The 789-nt window shown below is 70.7% G+C and carries 1 protein-coding gene; it reads left to right on the top strand.

What is annotated here, in order from left to right; translation table 11 throughout:
• A partial coding sequence (locus AC1DYK_RS35445; protein WP_478170531.1) for a WD40 repeat domain-containing protein occupies positions 1–789 on the top strand: 789 nt, incomplete at both ends.

Genomic DNA, 789 nt, shown 5'->3' on the forward strand with positions numbered 1-789 from the left:
GTCCACCAGAAGATCTTCATCAGCGATCCGTACGGCGGGACGCTCATCGCCACCGACTACTCCGGTACGGTGCTGGCCACTCTGACCGGTCTGACGGGCGTGGACGGGCTCGCCCTGTCCGCCGACTCGGGGCAGCTGTACGCGGCCGTCCCCGGCGACGACTCCATCGTGTCCGTCGAGACGCAGACGGTCACCCGGACCGCCCGGTACGCGACCGGCGACGGCACCGACCCGGAGCACCTCGCGCTCGCGGGCGGCAAGATCTGGTTCGGGTACGGCAGCAACGACCACGGCGACATCGGTTCCCTCGACCTGTCCGGCGCCGAGCCCGTGGTGACCCTCGGCCAGGACCCCGAGACCGATTACGCCGTCGCTCCGAAACTCGCCTCCACTCCGGGCGCCCCGAACGTGCTGGCCGCCGGTTCCCCGGATTACAACGGGTCCTCGCTCGGCGTGTACGACGTGTCCACCGGCACGGCGAACCGTACCGCTCAGTATTCGAGCGGCCCCGGCGTGCCGTGGCTGGGGATAACGTCCGATCTCGCGCTCACGCCGGACGGCAGTGGGCTCGTCACCGCCAATCCGGGCGACCATCACCGGCTGTGGCGGACTTCGGACCTCACCGACATGGGGTCCTACCCGTCCGCGTACCACCCCGACGCGGTGGCCATCGCCCCCGACGGCACGGTCGCGGCGGGCACCTCGTCCCCGTACGACCCGGACCTCTACGTCTTCACACCCGGGACCACGACCGCGGTCCGGCAGTACGACCTGCCCGACACGGACGAC

Source organism: Variovorax sp. P2_H12 (genome assembly GCF_056403395.1).